This window comes from Nostoc sp. NMS7, from assembly GCF_017115085.1.
Lineage (GTDB): Bacteria > Cyanobacteriota > Cyanobacteriia > Cyanobacteriales > Nostocaceae > Nostoc.
Map to the genome: position 1 here is coordinate 15,820 of NZ_JABXKJ010000145.1, position 16,871 is coordinate 32,690.

13 protein-coding genes and 1 pseudogene are annotated in these 16,871 nt (G+C 40.5%); 10 read left to right on the forward strand and 4 right to left on the reverse strand.

Annotated features, from left to right (window positions below):
- Positions 1-106: 106 nt before the first annotated feature.
- The 10 genes from HWQ38_RS14875 to HWQ38_RS14920 all read left to right on the forward strand — a co-directional run bounded on the left by HWQ38_RS14875 (position 107) and on the right by HWQ38_RS14920 (position 14,320).
- Positions 107-541, forward strand: coding sequence for a hypothetical protein (locus HWQ38_RS14875; RefSeq protein ID WP_292794747.1), 435 nt, complete (start codon positions 107-109; stop codon positions 539-541).
- A 164-nt stretch (positions 542-705) separates the two neighbouring features.
- Positions 706-1,362, forward strand: a complete 657-nt coding sequence (locus HWQ38_RS14880) for a hypothetical protein (RefSeq protein ID WP_292794748.1) — start codon at positions 706-708, stop codon at positions 1,360-1,362.
- A gap of 96 nt (positions 1,363-1,458) precedes the next feature.
- A complete protein-coding gene (locus tag HWQ38_RS14885; RefSeq protein ID WP_292794750.1) occupies positions 1,459-1,743 on the forward strand; it encodes a LysM domain-containing protein in 285 nt (94 codons plus the stop codon).
- A gap of 12 nt (positions 1,744-1,755) precedes the next feature.
- Positions 1,756-2,913: a hypothetical protein gene (locus HWQ38_RS14890; RefSeq protein ID WP_292794751.1), complete on the forward strand. Its 1,158-nt coding sequence runs from the start codon at positions 1,756-1,758 to the stop codon at positions 2,911-2,913.
- On the forward strand, positions 2,910-3,515 hold the full coding sequence (locus HWQ38_RS14895) for a phage baseplate assembly protein V (protein ID WP_292794753.1): 606 nt from the start codon (positions 2,910-2,912) through the stop codon (positions 3,513-3,515). The genes HWQ38_RS14890 and HWQ38_RS14895 overlap by 4 nt, the downstream gene beginning before the upstream one ends.
- A complete protein-coding gene (locus HWQ38_RS14900; RefSeq protein WP_273770298.1) occupies positions 3,515-3,916 on the forward strand; it encodes a GPW/gp25 family protein in 402 nt (133 codons plus the stop codon). Before HWQ38_RS14895 ends, HWQ38_RS14900 begins: the two co-directional genes overlap by 1 nt.
- Entirely contained in the window at positions 3,913-6,468 is a 2,556-nt protein-coding gene (locus tag HWQ38_RS14905) for a putative baseplate assembly protein (RefSeq protein WP_292794757.1), read from the forward strand. The genes HWQ38_RS14900 and HWQ38_RS14905 overlap by 4 nt, the downstream gene beginning before the upstream one ends.
- The gene (locus tag HWQ38_RS14910) at positions 6,465-9,389 is read left to right on the forward strand and encodes a putative baseplate assembly protein (protein ID WP_292794759.1); all 2,925 of its coding nucleotides are present in this window, start codon (positions 6,465-6,467) and stop codon (positions 9,387-9,389) included. Before HWQ38_RS14905 ends, HWQ38_RS14910 begins: the two co-directional genes overlap by 4 nt.
- Positions 9,386-11,923 (forward strand): hypothetical protein, encoded by a 2,538-nt coding sequence (locus HWQ38_RS14915; RefSeq protein ID WP_292794761.1) that lies wholly within the window; start codon positions 9,386-9,388, stop codon positions 11,921-11,923. The genes HWQ38_RS14910 and HWQ38_RS14915 overlap by 4 nt, the downstream gene beginning before the upstream one ends.
- Positions 11,924-11,932: 9 nt before the next feature.
- The gene (locus HWQ38_RS14920; RefSeq protein ID WP_292794763.1) at positions 11,933-14,320 is read left to right on the forward strand and encodes a DUF6519 domain-containing protein; all 2,388 of its coding nucleotides are present in this window, start codon (positions 11,933-11,935) and stop codon (positions 14,318-14,320) included.
- Positions 14,321-14,390: 70 nt separating this feature from the next.
- Here HWQ38_RS14920 and HWQ38_RS14925 read toward each other — a convergent pair whose 3' ends face one another.
- From HWQ38_RS14925 to HWQ38_RS14940, 4 genes and pseudogenes are all read right to left on the reverse strand, one after another.
- On the reverse strand, positions 14,391-15,077 hold the full coding sequence (locus HWQ38_RS14925) for a hypothetical protein (protein WP_292794765.1): 687 nt from the start codon (positions 15,075-15,077) through the stop codon (positions 14,391-14,393).
- Between the two features lie 2 nt (positions 15,078-15,079).
- Complete coding sequence (locus HWQ38_RS14930; protein WP_292794766.1) at positions 15,080-15,547, reverse strand: hypothetical protein; 468 nt, start codon at positions 15,545-15,547, stop codon at positions 15,080-15,082.
- A 3-nt stretch (positions 15,548-15,550) separates the two neighbouring features.
- A pseudogene (locus tag HWQ38_RS14935) lies at positions 15,551-16,204 on the reverse strand (site-specific integrase); the annotation flags it as partial.
- A gap of 416 nt (positions 16,205-16,620) precedes the next feature.
- On the reverse strand, positions 16,621-16,871 hold a 251-nt coding region (locus HWQ38_RS14940), incomplete at its 5' end, for a hypothetical protein (protein WP_292794770.1).

Consider the following 16,871-nt stretch of genomic DNA (forward strand, 5'->3'; position numbering starts at 1 on the left):
CCCTGCGACAATTAAAAGTTACGGCAATTGAAGAGTGCGATCGCAGTAGCTTTGTAAGGTGCATAACAGATTCTAGAAAGACTTTAATTTTCTCACCAATAAACAAATGCCTGATTTTATTCTGATTACTGGCGATCGCGCCATATTCAACCCTACCTTTGGAAAAGCAATAGTTGTAGTACGTCCTGGCATCTTAACTGGTACTGGCAGAGCAACAGTTAACAAAAAGACCATTTGCATTGATGGTGACGAGAAAAAAGTTTTGGTTCCTGGTTGTTCTTATACGAGTCCGCCGAATGTCACTCCCGGTACAGGAATACTTTCCATTCAATCCTTAGCCATCAATCAAAGAGCCAGAAAGGTTAAATCTAGGCGAAAAGTAGTATTGCTCAAAGGTAGTACCTTCACAGCGAAATTTCAAGTTATTCTGCCAGCCCAAGTACCACCAACACCAGTATCACCAGCGATACCAGACCCAATTCCCGTATATATTGGCACGGGAATTTTTACTACTACAAATACAAAAGCAAAAGGTACTTGAAAAAAGTTATTAGAGAGGTAATGCTTTATAATTCGTACCTCGACTTCGCTCGGCAACCTAATTCGTAATTAATAAATGCAAGATTTTCAGGGTTTGAATCTGTTGTTTAATTTTAGAGAATTGGGATTAGTACCAAAAACCACAAATGATTTAGGAAGAATTTTATGTCCAGCTTTCCCGGTGCCCCACGCTTATTAAAAGGAACGATTGTCTTGCTTGATGCTGTTAGCTTTTTCCCCAAGGGCATAATTACACTGCAATACAATCCCGAAACACTCAGACGCACTTTACAGGTACGAGGTGCGGGTTCAGAAGGAGGCGATCGCCTCGAAGCTTTGCGTCTGGTTGCACCACCGATGGAGACAATTCAACTAGAGGCGGAAATTGACGCTACAGACCAACTGGAGTTTCCCGCAAAAAACCCAGTAACGGTGGTAAGTGGTATATACTCCCAATTAGCAGCCTTAGAAACCCTTATCTATCCTAAAAGCAGCCAGATACAAAAAAACAATAAACTCGCCCGTACAGGTATTTTAGAAATATTACCAATTGAGGCTGATCTAACTGTATTTATATGGGGCATAAATCGTGTTATGCCAGTACGCCTGTCTGAGTTGAGCATTACCGAAGAAGCATTTGACCCCAGGCTAAATCCCATTCGTGCCAAAGTCAATTTAGGTATGCAAGTATTAAGCACAAATGATTTGAGATTTGACCATAAAGGCAGCAGTTTGTTCAGAGTTTATCAGAAGCAAAAAGAGGTTTTCGCTAAGATAAATTTGGGACTAACTGCTATCAAAACAGTTGCCTCTTTTTTATGAATTTGCCTATTTACGATCATTGCTTGTTTAATCTACAAGTTTCTCAATCATCACTAAGTCAAATAAAGTTTTATTTATCACCTAAAAAAGAGTAAAATGTTTCCTATAAGCAGTCGTTACCACGATATAGAACTTGCCACCTGTCAAACAGCATCAAATCAAACTATCGTTTATCTCCGGCGCAGATTTTTACCATCATCACAAAGGTTTGAAATTATTGAAGAACATCTAGTCAGCGAAGGCGATCGCCTAGATAATATCACTGCAAATTATCTTAATAACCCGGAACTTTTCTGGCATTTATGCGATGCCAACAACGCCATGCACCCTGATGAATTGACTGCCCAAATTGGTCGGCGACTGCGTATTCCTCTCACCTAAAAAGGTTAACTTATGCCTGACTCCGATATTCGCATAAAACTCATGATTGGTCGCCCTCTTCTACCAAAATCCGCTCCTTATGAAGTAGTGGACGCACTGATTGACTTAGAAGTGACTCAGCAAGACCGCGATCGCAGTGCTTTTCAAATGACCTTTAGTCTTAGTAAAGAATTAAAAAAATCTTCAGATTATTGGTTACTCCAAGAAGGCATTTTAAACCCTCCCAACCGAATTATCATTCAGGTTATAGTTAATGTAAAAGTCGGTGTAAACCGCAGTTTGCAAAAACCTATATTAATTGACGGCATTATTACTAACCATCAAGTTGTACCCAGTAATAAACCAGGTGAGTCAAAGCTCATAATTACTGGTGAAGATATAAGTGTTATGCTCGATCTCGAAGACAAAAATGAAATTTACCCAAACGTATCTGATTCTACAATTGTTACTAAATTACTAAAAGCATATAGCAAATATGGACTAAAATCTGACATAACAAATACTACGTATTTTACACCAAAAAAAGAAGAACAAGTTACCACTCAGCAAAGTACAGACCTACAGTTTATTCAGAAACTGGCTTTACGTAATAGCTTTATTTTTGAAATCAAGCCAGATAAAACTCCTGGTAGAAATATTGCTTATTGGGGTGAGGAAAAACAGAAAGTTACTCCTTATCAACCAGCATTGTCAATGAATATGGGCGCATTTACTAATGTAGACTCATCTATAAGTTTCAATTTTAATGCTCTGGAAGCTATTAAACCTGAAGCATCAATTACCGATGAAAAAAGTGGAGCCTCAATTTCGATTCGGGTTCCTAAATCGCCCGGTCAAGCCTTAGCCAGCAAACCTGCTAAATCCTTACGGACGGAAGTGCTACGTAACACCAATAAACTCGAAAAAATCCTAGCCGAAAAGCAAACGGAATCATTTGCTAGCCGTTCGCGGGAAATTGCTGTTACTGCTACTGGAGAAGTAGATACTGTTCGCTACGGTTATGTCTTGGAAGTGCGTCAATTGGTGGGGGTAAGGGGTGTAGGGAAAAGTTACGGCGGTTATTACTACGTTAAACAGGTAACGCATCGCATCAAACGCGGCGAATACAAACAAAGTTTCACCTTGATACGTGAGGGACAAGGTGCAACAATTCAGAGGTTAGAAGTATGAATCAACAAGAACTTGCTACTAATGGAAATGGAAGTATTCATCAACATAGGTCTCCTTTTTACGGCAAATATCGAGGCGTAGTATGTGATAATAACGATCCGTGGAAAATCGGTCGTGTCCAGGCAAAAGTTGAAGAAATTTTTGGCAACAAGCCCAGCGGTTGGGCATTACCTTGCGTTCCCTATGCAGGTAAGGGAGTTGGGTTATTTCTCATGCCACCCGAAGGTGCTTTAGTATGGATTGAATTTGAAAACGGAGATCCAGATTACCCAATTTGGACTGGCTGCTTTTGGGCAGATGAAAAGGTTCCAGATATAGTACCAGCTACTCCTTATGACCCCGACACTAAGGTACTTAAAACTGATATCGGTAAGATTGAGATCAAGGATAAAGGTAAGCAAAGCATCACCATTGAAGCCATTATCAATAAGAAAACTATACATATAGTAATGGATGCTTCGGGAATTGAAATCAGGAATGCAGATGGTGCATTTGTAAAGCTGAATGGTTCGGTAATTGAAATCGACAATGGAAAGAGTGCGACTGTGAAGCTGAATGGTAATACAGTATCGATTAACGGCTTTGATTTGGAGGTAACTTGATGCCAGAATATCTTGTAAATTTGCCCAGGCAAAGGAATGTCACCAACATCGATTTTCCCTTCCACTTTGACAGATACCATCGCACTGCCAGCACCAGCGATGCAAGTCATATCCGCGACTTAATTGAACAACTACTGTTTACAACTCCCGGCGAACGAGTCAACCGCCCAGATTTTGGCTGTGGTGTATTGTCTTTGATTTTTGCACCCAATAGCCCGGAATTAGCAACAGCTATGCAAATTACTATTCAAGCATCTATTGAGCATTGGTTGAGTGATTTAATCGATCTGCAAACGCTGGAAGTAACTAGTGTTGATGCTAGCCTTTATATAGTCGTGGAATATTTTGTGCAAAGCAGTGGTGAGTCACAAACAGCTACTTTTAGGACGACTATGCCATGAACAGCCACACCTCCATTTGCCAAAATGAACAGCGCCGCTTAGAAATCCGCAGGCAAAGAAAAAACGGGCTAGATTATGTAGAAGTTAGCGATGATTTGCGTTCGCGTACCGGCTCCTTTGGAGCATCGCTATATGTCTACTTTTTAGGTTCAGTACCAGAAGACTTAACAAAAGGAAATCTACGTATTGAAGGCGGTGAACGCATCCGCAATCTTCATGTAACTAGTTTAGAGGTAGAAAGTTCCCAAAATTATGAGGGTTACTTAATAGTTAATCTTAACCAACTAGGCGATTTTTCCCTCTACACTTTGCGCTTGGTGTCATTGGATGAACAGGGCAAACCCACAAAGCAACCATATCCCAATTTTGACCCGCGCTACTCCCAAGTCCAATTTCAATTCCGAGATATTAAGTGTCACAGTGACATAGATTGCTTGCAAGAGCAAACTTGTCCGCCACAGCAACTAGTTGAACCAGCTATCAACTATCTCGCTAAGGATTATGCAAGTTTTCGCCACTTGATTTTAGACCGCCTATCCCTGGTGATGCCGGATTGGGAAGAACGCCATGCTCCCGATTTGGGTATTACTCTAGTGGAAGTTCTCGCTTATGTTGGCGATTATCTCAGCTATTATCAGGACGCTGTAGCCACCGAAGCTTATCTAGAAACTGCCCGCCAACGGATTTCTGTTCGCCGTCATGCCCGTCTGATCGATTATCCCATGCATGAGGGCTGTAATGCACGTACTTGGTTGTGGCTGGAGACAAGTGTTGATATTTCCCTAAAAGAAAAAAATTTTTACTTTATTAATCGTTATAAAAATGCGCCTCGCCTTGGCACCATCCTAGAAGATAATCGTGACTTAGATGATGTTCCTCTTAGCAGTTATCAAGTCTTTGAACCGCTAACGGCTCTACCGATACATCTTTATATAGCTCACAACCAAATCCTATTTTATACTTGGGGCGATCGCTCTTGTTGTCTCCTCCGTGGTTCTACAACCGCTACATTATTAGATGAATTTATAGATTCTGTCACCGAAAATGGGGAGAGTTCGCCCAGTTGCCAATTTCTTGAACATCAGCGAAAACTGCACCTGAAAATTGGTGACACTCTGATTTTTGAAGAAATTAAAGGCCCCAAAACAGGCAATCCAGAAGATGCTGATATGAATAATCGCCATGCAGTACGCCTGACAAATGTCAAGGCAATTGTAGACGAACTTTACAATCAGCCAATTGTGGAAATCGAATGGACAGAAGAGGATGCGTTACCTTTTCCCCTTTGTATTTCCGCAATAGTACCACCAGAGTGTCAGCTAGTTGATATTAGTGTTGCCAGAGGCAATGTGATTCTAGTGGATCATGGTCGCACTATTGATCGGGAAGATTTGGGGACTGTACCGGGAAAAGAGATGATCCAACAGTGCCAAGAGGAAGGCGAATCTGTAGAAATTTTAGTTAAAAGCGATCGCTTCCGTCCCAGATTGCAAAAAACGCCTTTAACTTTCAGCCAACCTCTTTCGATAAAAAATCTGACCCAAGACTCTGCTAAGAGTTTGCTAATTCAACACCCCCATCAAGCAAAACCCCATATCCAACTAAATAATTCTACTTGGACTCCCCAGTACGACCTTATAGATAGCAACAGCGAAGATCAAGATTTTGTTGTGGAAATGGACAATGATGGACAAGCAAACTTGCGCTTTGGGGACGGTGAATTAGGAATCAGACCAGAAGCCAATACTCACTTCCAAGCAACTTACCGAGTAGGTAACGGACTTGTAGGCAATATTGGTGCTGAAGCGATTTCTTATATTGTTTTTCACAATATTTTTAATAGTGGTTCGACATTGCAGCCACACCAGCCGTTCCCCGCTAAAAGTGGAACAGCACCCGAATCTCTATCTCACGTAAAATTATATGCACCGCACCTATCTCACGAAAAATTAGAACGTGCCATTACTGCTGATGACTACGCACAATTGGTGATGGAATATTTCTCGACAAAAGTGCAACGAGCGGCGGCTAACTTACGCTGGACAGGTTGCTCGTATGAAGTCTGGGTGGCAGTAGATCCCTTCAACCGAGAAGCAGCAGACGACAAATTACTGCCAAATATTGCCACAGACCTAGAAAATTATCGCCGCATTGGTCATGATGTCATCGTTCAACGAGCAGCATACATCTCTTTGGATATCGCTATGACAGTTCATGTCAAATCTGACTATTTACGCGGTCATGTCAAAACTGCTTTGCTGCATATTTTCAGTAACCGAATTTTACCTGATGACCGGCGTGGTTTTTTCCATCCCGATAACTTGACTTTTGGCCAAGGTATTGCTCTAAGTCAGATAGTTGCGATCGCTTATGCTGTTCCAGGTATTGAAAGTGTCTCTATCACCAAATTAGAACGTCTTTTTGAAGGTGACAATCACGAGATTGAAGCAGGTTTTTTACCCATTGCTTCTTGGGAAATTGCCCGACTCGACAACAACCCCAACTTTCCCGAACACGGTAAATTCACACTCGATTTGCGAGGTGGCAGATGAAATTAACTTGTAACTGTAATTGTCACTCTAACTATAAACTAAGCGATAAATCTAGCTGTGGTTGCTGTGAAGGTGTCGAAATTCTCACTCCTAGATCGGTAGCAAATCAACCTAATTTGTATACCCTAGCTTATCGAGTCGGAACCCATGCCAGCTTTTTAGAAACCATGAAAGCGCGTCTGGGTGATAGCAAGTTTCCCTCACTCAAACAGCTGAAAACCCGTGATCCTCAAGACCCATCTTTAGCCCTGCTAGATGCTTGGGCTACTGTAGCAGATGTTCTGACATTTTATCAAGAACGTATAGCCAACGAGGGTTATTTACGCACTGCCATTGAGCGGCGTTCCTTAATGGAATTAGCTCGATTAGTAGACTATGAACATAGTCCCGGTGTGAGCGCCAGTGTTTATTTAGCTTTTACCATAGAAGATGGTTACAACTTGGAAATTCCTGCTGGTTTGAGTAGCCAGAGTTTACCTGATTCTGGTGAATCGCCGGAATTTTTTGAAACATCACAAAAACTTCAAGCCTATGCCCATTTGAATCAGATTAAACCCCGAATCGGCAAAGCGCAGCAAGTTAGTTTAACAACAGCCGGCACGCTTAATCAGCTTTATTTAGATGGTGTAAATACCAATCTCAAACCTAACGATCCACTTTTACTAATCTTTGGTGATACTCAAGCTGAACAAGTCTTGCGTAGAGTTCAGATTATTGAACCTCAACCAGATGAAAACCGTACAAAAGTTACATTACAAGTACCACCAAAAGTTCCACAACAATTAACTGTTGATGGTTCGTCAGCAAATATAAGAGAACAAAGAATAAAACAAGTAATCAAACCGCCATCTATACAACCTGCGAATGCTCTGGAAATGGAGCGGACAAACCAACAAATCTTCGATCCCGAAAAAAATGAGATTAATTCCCGATTAATTAATACCCTAAACCCTGGTTTCAACACAGCGATATATCAGATTTTAACCAGGGATAAAGTTGATTCTTCTAATCAGTTAAAGCAAATTGAAACTCTAGCTATAAAAGCTGCGCCTTTCGGAAATGACGTATCGTTAAAGCCGATTTTTGACGACCAAGGGCGAATTGAAAAATACGAAGAATGGCAAATTGCAGGTGCAGATCAGCCAACATCAAATTCCACTGATCAAACAAATATTTCCAGCACACTACCAGCAGAATTACGAAATATTTTAGCATTAGATGCTCAATATGATGGCATTGTACCTGGCAGTTGGCTAGCAATCGAACGTGTAGATGATAGTGAAATTAGTATTTATCAAGTAACAAAAGTTGAAAATATCTCTAAAATTGCATACAACATAGTAGCAAGAATTACACAACTTACTTTAGATAAACCTTGGTTAAAAGAACAGGATATATCTTTAGATGTGATGCGTAAAACCACAGTGTATCTTAAGAGTGATTTAAATTTGATAGAAAAACCAATTGATCTGAAAGATGCACCAAGTAGTCAAGATTCTCTATCCGAACAGGTGAAAATTGAACTAGACAATGAAATTGAACTAGACAATCTCTACGAAGGTTTACAACCTGGACGCTGGTTGATTATCTCAGGTGAACGCAGTGATATATCCGATGTCAACGATGTATGGACTAGCGAAGTTGTCATGCTGTGCAGGGTCAGACAGGATATTAATCAGAATTTGCCCGATAATAAACCCCATACATTCCTAAAATTTGCCAGACCTTTAGCTTATTCTTATAAGCCAGAGACTGTTACTATCTATGGCAACGTAGTCAAAGCCACTCATGGCGAGACGCGTACTGAAGTATTGGGCAGTGGTGACGGTACTAAAGCAAATCAACAATTTACACTCTCACAACCGCCCTTAACTTATCTACCAGCACCTATCCCTAGTGGCGTTGCTAGCACCTTGGAAGTATATGTTAATGATGTCCGTTGGCAAGAAGTGGAAAATTTGATTCAGTTAAGTCCAACAGACCGTGGCTATGTCACCCAAACTGATAGTCATCACAACACAACTATTATCTTTGGCAATGGTAAACACGGAGCTAGGTTGCCTAGTGGTACTGAAAATGTCAAAGTAGTATACCGCACTGGCATTGGCCAAGCAGGTAATGTTGCAGCAAAAAAAATCACGCAACTAACAATGCAACCTCTAGGTTTGAGTGGTGTACTCAATCCAATAGCAGCAACAGGAGGCGCAGATCCCGAAAGCCATGATGAAATCCGCCGCAATGCACCTCTTGGGGTGATATCTCTCAACCGTGCAGTTTCCGTACCAGACTATGCCAATTTTGCCCTTACCTTTACCGGAATTGGCAAAGCGAATGCTCAACGTCTTTCAAATGGTTCGCGTCAAATTGTGCATATAACGATCGCTGGGGCTGATGATATCCATATTGATAGAAATTCAGATTTATACCGCAGCTTCGTGCAAGCATTATACCAGTTTGGCGACCCATATCAACCACTAAAAGTAGAGAAGCGGGAACTGATGCTGTTAATTATCAGCGCCAATGTACGAATTTTAGCAAATTATCAATGGGCATCTGTAGCATTGACAATTCGGACTGCTTTATTCGATAAATTTAGCTTTGAACATCAGGAACTAGGACAAGATGTTGTCCTTAGCAAAGTTATCACCACGATTCAACAAGTACCTGGAGTAAATTACGTGGATGTGGATATTTTGGATAGTGTTTCTGAAACTGAAGCCCAAAATCCAGACAGTTTAAATATAAAACTTCAAGAACTGGGAAAACTAGGCATGACTCGTAGAAATGGACAACCAAAACAATGGATTCCTGTAAACTTGGCTGTTTTTGATTTAATAGCTAACCAACTTATTCCTGCTCAATTAGCTATTCTTAGCCCGAAAGTGCCAGACACACTAATTCTGAAGGAGTTGAAATCATGAGCAATTCCCCAGATCGCCTTTATGAACTATTGCCAGTTGTTTATCGCATACGTGATGCAGAACAAGGCTATTCGCTGCGAGATTTATTACGTGTAATTGCTGAACAGGTAGATGTTGTTGAAGTTGATATTACTCAACTCTACGAAAACTGGTTTATTGAAACTTGTCAGGATTGGGTAGTACCATACATTGGTGATTTAATTGGTTATCAAAGCGTTCATAGTTCTGGTGAGTTGACAAATGCGATCGCTGACGAGACACAGCAAAACAACAAGATTTTAATTCCCCGTCGTGAAGTTGCAAATACTATTCGCTACCGACGGCGCAAGGGAACATTAGCTTTGTTGAAAGTGCTGGCTGATAAGGTAGCTGGTTGGCCGGCACGAGTTGTAGAATTTCGTCAGTTACTTAGCAAAACACAGCATATCAATCACCTACATTCGTCAAGCTCAACAACAGTAAATCTGCGTCAGGTCGATGCAGTTGCAAAATTAAATAGCCCATTTGATGAATTAGCTCATACAGTAGATATTCACCAGATTAATTCACAGCATCAACATGGAAAGTACAACATCCAAAATGTTGGTCTTTTTGTTTGGCGATTAAAAGCTTATTCCGTGACTCTTGCACCAGCTTTTTGTTTGGAAGAAGTTAGCTCTAATTGCTATACATTCAGTATTACGGGTAACGACATTCCGCTTTATACTCGTCCGCATTTATCCGAAGATGCAACACAAATTGCTCATAAATTAAATTTACCTATTCCTATTGAACGGCAAGTTTTACAAGAAAATAAGAAGGATTATTATGACTCAAATCCAAATCCAGAAAGTTTTACCAAAAGTTTGGCAATCTGGAAAGGTGTTGACTCAAAACCGCACCCAGTCTCTCCAGATAAAATTATTATTGCTGATCTCAGTGATTGGAATTATCAACCAGAGCAAGACCATATAGCAGTTGACCCAGAATTAGGGCGAATGATTTTTCCGATACGCCAGTTACCAAAAAATGGTGTTTGGGTTTCTTATCATTATGGTTTCAGTGCCGATATTGGTGGTGGCGAATATGACCGAACTTTGTTAGATTCTGCGGCACATTTTTATTTTGATGTTGATGATATTCAAGAACCAGCAATTTTTAGCTCGCAACAAGATGCTTCTGCATTATCCGAGTTTTTGCGATCGCAATTTTCCTCCACTACCCAAAGGCTTCTGGATGCCTACACCAGCCCTCCTCCCGAACCAGCTTTAATTACAGCTTTACTCCCAGAGCTAAATCAACTACTTTTGGGTGAAAGCCTCTATGAGGAACAACGTTTTGCATCTATCACCTTGAGTGCAAAAACTAAAAGCTTGGTTCAGCAAAATCTCCAAGCTAAAGAACTGATTCGCTGCAATCGTTTGCTATTAGAAGAATCTTTTCCATCTCAAATCAGAAAGCATTATGCTTATTACAGCGTCAGTCAAACCTCACAAGAGTGTTATCAAACTATTCGCGAGGCAATCTCACAGTGGCAACGAGACAAACCCCATGATGCTGTAATTGAAATTACCGATAGTGGTGTTTATGTTGAACGAATTAATATTGAATTGGAGAAAAACCAGAATCTGCAATTACGTGCAGCTAACCACAAGCGTCCGGTGATACGCATTCTAGACTGGAGAACTGCTTTCGGTGATGCTTTAAATGTCACGGTAGAGTCAGGAAGTTGCTTTGTTCTTGATGGCTTGTTGATTATTGGTCGGGGACTACATATAGAAGGTAATCCCAGTCAATTTGCAGATTATCCTACCTCTGTTGTTCAAAATCCAGCTGCTATTATTATCCGTCATTCGACATTAGTGCCGGGCTGGTCATTACATTGCGACTGCGAACCCCGACGTTCCACCGAACCCAGTTTGGAGTTATTTAATATCAATGCGTGCGTAACGATCGCACACAGTATTGTTGGCTCCATTCAGGTCAATCAAAATGAGGTAGAGACTGACCCTTTACCCATACATATTAGCGATAGCATTATAGATGCTACTAGTATTGAAGGTGAAGCTATTGGTGCAGCAGGTTATTCCATAGCTCATGTACGGTTGACAATTGCACGTTGCACAGTCTTTGGACAGATTCAAGTACACGCAATTGATTTAGCAGAAAACAGTATTTTTAACGGCATTATATTCGTTGTTCGTCGCCAACAAGGTTGTATTCGTTTCTGCTACGTGATGCCTAACTCACGCACACCACGTCGGTATAATTGTCAACCGGATTTAGTGGAGCAGATGGTTAGACAAGAAACTGAACTACAGCGAAATGCTAGACATCCCGTACAACCTCAATTCAACAGTACACGTTATGGCACCCCTACCTACTGTCAGTTAGCGTCAACCTGTGCTGATGAAATCAAACGTGGCGCTGATGACGAGTCAGAGATGGGTGCTTTTCACAATTTATATCAGCCTCAAAGAGAGGCTAACCTACGCATCCGTCTAGATGAATATACACCTGCTGATATTGAGATTGGCATTATTTACGCTACCTAAGAGGATTTTATGCAAGGAGAATTTAGAGGTGATTTTACTCGTGATACCTACGATAAAAGCAAGCACTTCCTGCGGGTGCTTATGCAACAAGGGCGAGTGCAACTAGATGCAGACTTCAACGAACAAACATCGATTTTACTAAATCGGCTGCAAATTTTAGCCAAAGATGTATTTGGACTACAAGGTGGCCCAGAGGAGAATTGTGGCTTTGAATTTATCGGTACTGAGGAGCAGATTAATAATATTAACAACCTCAAAGAGGAAGAAAAACAGAAATTAAAGCAGCTGCTCCAATCTCAGGGCTATCTAATTAGCAAAGGCAACTATTATGTAAATGGTATACTTTGTGAAAATGATGAATTTATATCTTATTTTCAGCAACCAGATTTTACACCTGAACCCATAGATCCTTGTAAAGTCCAACTAAACGGAACTACATATCTTGCTTATCTTGATGTTTGGGAACGACATATAACCTCTATCGAAGATCGTGATGATCTCAAAATTAATATTCGTGAAGTTGCTTTAGGGGGAGCAGATACTGCAACTCGCTCCAAGTTAGTTTGGCAAGTCAAGCTCAAACAATTAAAAGATAATCAAGATATTGAAACGGTTGCAAAGCAAGTTAGCAAAGATCATAACTATTTTCGGAGTGTGTTAGGTCAAGAGCTATTGAAGTCTGGAGAAGGCAAAATTATTGCCAGAGTCACAAAGCCTAGCTCAGGAATAAATGATCCATGTATTATCCCCTTTAATTCCAAATTCCGTGGTACTGAAAACCATCTTTATCGGGCGGAAATTTTTACAGTTTCCCCTGATGATAACAAGAATAAACTATCATTTGTCTGGTCGCGGGAGAATAGCTCAATTGTCTTTCCTATTGGGACATTTACTGCAATCAATTCTTCTGCGATCGCATTAAATCTAGAATATTTAGGAAAGGACAAAGATTCTAGTTTATCAGTAGGTGATTGGGTTGAAATTATCGACGATGACTATATACTTCAAAATAGCGATCGTCAACTCCTAAAAGTTGAACAAGTGGATCATATTGAGAATCAAGTAATTCTCTCAGGTGATGGGAAGAACAAAATATTGCTTAAAGAAAAGCACCCTCTATTACGCCGTTGGGACTTTGGAGAAGTCAAAGTAAATTTATCTGATGTCAATAATAAATGGTTTCCTCTTGAGGATGGGATTGAAATTCAATTTCAGGGAGATATTCAGAACAGCTTTTATCAGGTAGGTGATTATTGGCTAATTCCTGTGCGGACAGCTACTGGCAATGTGGAATGGCCCAAACGAAAAAATGAAGAAGGAAAACTAGAGCCTCAACCTCAATCACCACATGGTACTAACCATTATTATGCACCTCTAGCGATAATTTTAGGTAATCCTAATAAAGTCATCGTTCATGATTGTCGAACTAAAATTGGCAAGAAAGATAATTCTATCCCAGTTGAAATTAAAAAAGACAATAATACCCAAATATATGAGCCTCAGCAAAATTTTACACCACCTATTCCTCAAAAAGAAACCACTACACAAATAATCAAAGAATTCAACAGCGTAATAAATGCTAGCTGGCATCACGATCAAGTTTTGGAAGCTACTATTTCAAAACAAGAGGAAAATTATAGCAATATTCCAGAGGATCAATTATTTAATTTAAAATCTCAAGATTTAAGAAATTTCTTTACTAAATTAGGTCTAGTAATTCAGTTTAAAAAACCAGTCTGCATTGATAGCTTGCATAAAAGTAGTGTATCTGTGTTAGCTCATACGGACAATGTATTTAGAGGCGAAGTATTTTATATATTGCCCATGAAAGTTGAACCAGTCCAAGTTAAAAAAGTTGAAACAAAATCTATCCGTTGGGCAATTGGCAATGAGGTATTAGATCGCAATGTCAATATAATTACAGAAGTTGAAGCTTTGACAAATGAGAGCAATAGCTATACTGAAGCAGTCCGATTGATTACACCTGATGATTGGCCGCAAAAAGCCGTCTTTAACCAAAGTAATATCTATCAGTTTACTGTACTATTACGTGGTGACTGGATTATGAATGAAGAACCATTATTTGATAATGTAAATTTTGATTTACAAGGAGATTTAAATAAAGGTATTATTCCTGATAGTTTGCGTCAGCAGTGTCAAGAAAATAGAATTTTACTTTCCAAAAATTCTATTTTAGTGACGGAAAAGGAAAATTTAAAATGGCGCTTACTCAATGAGGGTAAAATTTATATTATTAAAATAGATAATATGAAATTAACAGTTAGCAATATTCAAGCATTGGACGGCAACAATCTCTGGCCTGGTGTTCCTGAGCGGTTTAGCGGAAATGGCTCTGAAGGAGGAGACTGGGTAAGTATTATTCATATTAAAAATTGAGAGGTTAAGCTAAACTAATTAATTACCACGATAGAATTAATTACATATCAACTTTATCTTAGCTATAAACCTATTTTGTAACAAGTTTATCAGCGTTTGTAATTACCCAAATATCCTGGCTGCTATAAAAATCAGCACGTTGCTCTAATGTAAAAATACCCAGCAATAATCCCAACCAGACTTCTACCATCGGCATTTGCAACACACGTTGCAGTTTAACTAAAGAAATCTCATCTTTGACATTTATCAGATGGTTAGCAATCGCGCTCTGCCATTTTTCCACATCCTCATCTGATGCCAAATTGCGGACATCTTCTAAAGTTGTCACCTCATCGAGCATTGCCAAAACATTCGCTTTTTCAACAGGTGCTGCTACAGAATCACCCAACTCAGTAGGAGATGAAAATTGGTGTGGGCCGTGTGGTTTAAAGGTTTGTGGTGTTTGCGGTTCAATCAAATCATCTAAATCCAGATGCATTGTTGTCCGCACTAGACCAGCAAAGAGATCGGCGCTAACAATAGGCCCCAAAAGACTATTGCGATCGCGGGTATCTTGCAACAGCACTTCGGCACGAGACTTGAGAATATCCGCAATTTGACTGAAGGCAAGCGCTGCGGTTGATAATTGGGTTTCAATAGGTAAATCATGTAGTTCTGTATCCAAGCAGTGCCATACCGCATCAAGGGAAGAAGTTGGTGGAGATTCGGACAACTCATCTAATACATCCCAAATTGTTAATTGGCGGTATGTGGTCATCTCTAGGATTCTGGATGTAACGGGCAGGGTCGTACTGGACAGTAACTTGAGGTAATCTCAAACATATCCTTATATTGATATAGTGAAACACTGTATTGTTTTGCAAAAGCCTGCAACACCTGATCTGTATAGGCGCGGATCTTGCCAGCCGTTAGCCCAAAACAGTGAATTGGTTCTAAGCGGCAAATAGGCTGTTGTCCCAGCCAGAGTTCTGCGCCCAAGGCGTGCAATGGCTTATCCCCTGGCTCTTTATACAAATACAGCACTGCAAAATATGTTGCTGGTGGTTCGACTGCGATCGCATCAATTTCTGCTGAATTATTCTGGGAGCGGTGGCGATAGAATGAGCGGCGATTGTGGCAGACTTTTGGATTCCAACACCCATCCCCTGCTGTTCCATGTAAAACTTTGGCTTGAATTGTTGGTAGTTTAGAACATAGCTGACACTTGGGGTCTAACGGCTTCGGCATACTCTACTCCCCTTGAGTTTCACCGATTGCACGATAGTAAGCAGCGATCGCCGCTTCTTGTTCACTGCGAAGTGTATACCGTCGAAACGCTTTCTCGCTTTGATGTCCAGTCAGCTTCCGGGCATGGCTGGGGTCAACTCCCAATAGCAATAAGTCAGTGGCATAGGTGTGGCGAAAGGAGTGAGGATGTAAATCCTCAATGTGAGCTATTTCACCAATTTTTTCTACAGCAAAGTAAATGCCGTGATAACTCAAGCGTTCACCTTTGTATGAAGCATGGTGTGAAATCATTAATGGGCTAAGGCTGTTTAACACTTCACTGTTTTCTTCTCGCGATCGCAAATACTCTGCTAAAACTTCCCGGCTCTCTTTTCGCAGTGGAACTAAGCGTGGTTCATTCGTTTTGGTGTCTGGTAAAAATAGTAGCTTGCCATCAAATGAGCCAATATTTAGCTGTACAACTTCCCCAGCCCGGAGTCCATGACTGAGAATGTGAACTAGTGCTGTATCCCGTTGCTTTGTTTCTCCTAATAATTCCAACGCTGACCAAACCCGTTCCATCTCTTCTGGGGTTAAACTCTGGGCTGGTGGCAACGGCACTTTTTCCAGTTTTATCCCCAGTGTGGGATTAGTAGCAATAATGTCAGGATACGTGTAACCCTTATCTTTTATCCGACTAAAACTACGATTAATACCACTTGCCTTCACATAGCCTTTTGTTCTATGTGACTGTGACTGTAACCATAAGTTTGCCGGGGCGGCACGTTTATGCTTTCAAAACGCCTGGGCAAGTTTAGGTTAAAAATTAGTGTCGGTTCGCAGACTAAATGAAAATTGTCGCAGACTAATTGAAAATGACCTTGTGTAACCCTTATTCTCTCGTACTATATGGCGATCGCTAATTATAAAAGTATTTCTCCAAAGCCTTATACTGTAATGAGTTGCGACCTTTTATCCTCATTTGGCGGAAAATTTCAATTAGTCTGCGATAAATTTTCACTTAGTCTGCGACAAAACAAGCCAGAAACCTTATTATTCCGTTGAGAATTTTTCACTTAGTCTGCGAACCGACATTAGTTTTGATGTATGGGTGGTAGGAAGTTAGAGGGTGTATTGGCAGCCAAATCTTCGACATCATCGAACCACATACACTGCCACAGAGGCTTATTGCTTTGATTAGAGAGCGGAGCTATCAATTGTTGCCGCCAAAAGTCAACGCTTTCAGTTTCTTCATTAACTACTTGATTAAGTTGCAGTCCACCTAACCATACTTTCAAGAAACACTTGACGTAAAGCTTATGTAGAAAGGGTTTGATAAAATTAA

Coding starts and splice junctions, on each gene's coding strand:
- HWQ38_RS14875 (WP_292794747.1), top strand. CDS start 107: ATGCCTGATTTTATTCTGATTACTGGCGATCGCGCCATATTCAACCCT.
- HWQ38_RS14880 (WP_292794748.1), top strand. CDS start 706: ATGTCCAGCTTTCCCGGTGCCCCACGCTTATTAAAAGGAACGATTGTC.
- HWQ38_RS14885 (WP_292794750.1), top strand. CDS start 1,459: ATGTTTCCTATAAGCAGTCGTTACCACGATATAGAACTTGCCACCTGT.
- HWQ38_RS14890 (WP_292794751.1), top strand. CDS start 1,756: ATGCCTGACTCCGATATTCGCATAAAACTCATGATTGGTCGCCCTCTT.
- HWQ38_RS14895 (WP_292794753.1), top strand. CDS start 2,910: ATGAATCAACAAGAACTTGCTACTAATGGAAATGGAAGTATTCATCAA.
- HWQ38_RS14900 (WP_273770298.1), top strand. CDS start 3,515: ATGCCAGAATATCTTGTAAATTTGCCCAGGCAAAGGAATGTCACCAAC.
- HWQ38_RS14905 (WP_292794757.1), top strand. CDS start 3,913: ATGAACAGCCACACCTCCATTTGCCAAAATGAACAGCGCCGCTTAGAA.
- HWQ38_RS14910 (WP_292794759.1), top strand. CDS start 6,465: ATGAAATTAACTTGTAACTGTAATTGTCACTCTAACTATAAACTAAGC.
- HWQ38_RS14915 (WP_292794761.1), top strand. CDS start 9,386: ATGAGCAATTCCCCAGATCGCCTTTATGAACTATTGCCAGTTGTTTAT.
- HWQ38_RS14920 (WP_292794763.1), top strand. CDS start 11,933: ATGCAAGGAGAATTTAGAGGTGATTTTACTCGTGATACCTACGATAAA.
- HWQ38_RS14925 (WP_292794765.1), bottom strand. CDS start 15,077: ATGACCACATACCGCCAATTAACAATTTGGGATGTATTAGATGAGTTG.
- HWQ38_RS14930 (WP_292794766.1), bottom strand. CDS start 15,547: ATGCCGAAGCCGTTAGACCCCAAGTGTCAGCTATGTTCTAAACTACCA.